The 593-nt window shown below is 55.6% G+C and carries 2 protein-coding genes; both read right to left on the bottom strand.

Translation table 11 applies throughout. The annotated features are described in order from the left end of the window. Window positions 1-6: 6 nt before the first annotated feature. Window positions 7-165 carry a PIN domain-containing protein gene (locus EOB49_RS38745; RefSeq protein ID WP_281062044.1) on the bottom strand — a complete coding sequence of 53 codons (159 nt, stop codon included), beginning with the start codon at window positions 163-165 and terminating at the stop codon, window positions 7-9. Further along, window positions 162-431, bottom strand: coding sequence for a PIN domain-containing protein (locus EOB49_RS38740; protein ID WP_281060633.1), 270 nt, complete (start codon window positions 429-431; stop codon window positions 162-164). The genes EOB49_RS38745 and EOB49_RS38740 overlap by 4 nt, the downstream gene beginning before the upstream one ends. Window positions 432-593: the final 162 nt, after the last annotated feature.

Raw genomic sequence — 593 nt, 5'->3', positions numbered from 1 at the left:
CTTTGCTCATGTTCGAAGTCCTTCCAGGAATTCAGCCGGGCTTACGACTTGGACGTCGAAACGGCCTGCCGCAGCCGCAAAATCCCGGCGATTGTAGGTCACCAAGGCATCTGCCCGGCCGTTGATCGCGGCTTCAAGCACCATTTCATCCTTCGGATCGCTCAATTGCGGGCGCCAGAGAAAGTGCAGTTCAGCCGGTTCTGCCAAGGTAGCAAACCGGCAAGCAAACGATCCAGATCCGCATTCGACAATCCGTGAACCGCCATTTGCTCGGGTCGGGTCAACACGGTTTCATATTCAAGAAACAGCGCTGTCGTCACCAATGGGCGGATGTGCCGATCCGCGATTCGTTGCAAGACGGCAAACGACGCACCATTCCTGCTTCCCAAACCTGCCGTCAGAACGTTTGTGTCCAGTACGATCCGTCTCACAAGCTAAAGTAGTACATCCCATGGGATGCTACAATATACCTGTTAGCTGGCGGATCTCAGTCCATCCGGATCGTCACGAACCTGAGTTCGCCGGTCTTCGATGCCAGCATCAGCAGCGCGTTTTTGCGCCCTTGTTCCTTCAAGGCGCCGATCCGGTCCATG

The organism is Mesorhizobium sp. M7A.F.Ca.MR.148.00.0.0 (genome assembly GCF_003997735.1).
GTDB lineage: Bacteria > Pseudomonadota > Alphaproteobacteria > Rhizobiales > Rhizobiaceae > Mesorhizobium.
Note: the sequence above shows the minus strand (reverse complement) of the source record. Positions and strands in the feature narration are given on the sequence as shown.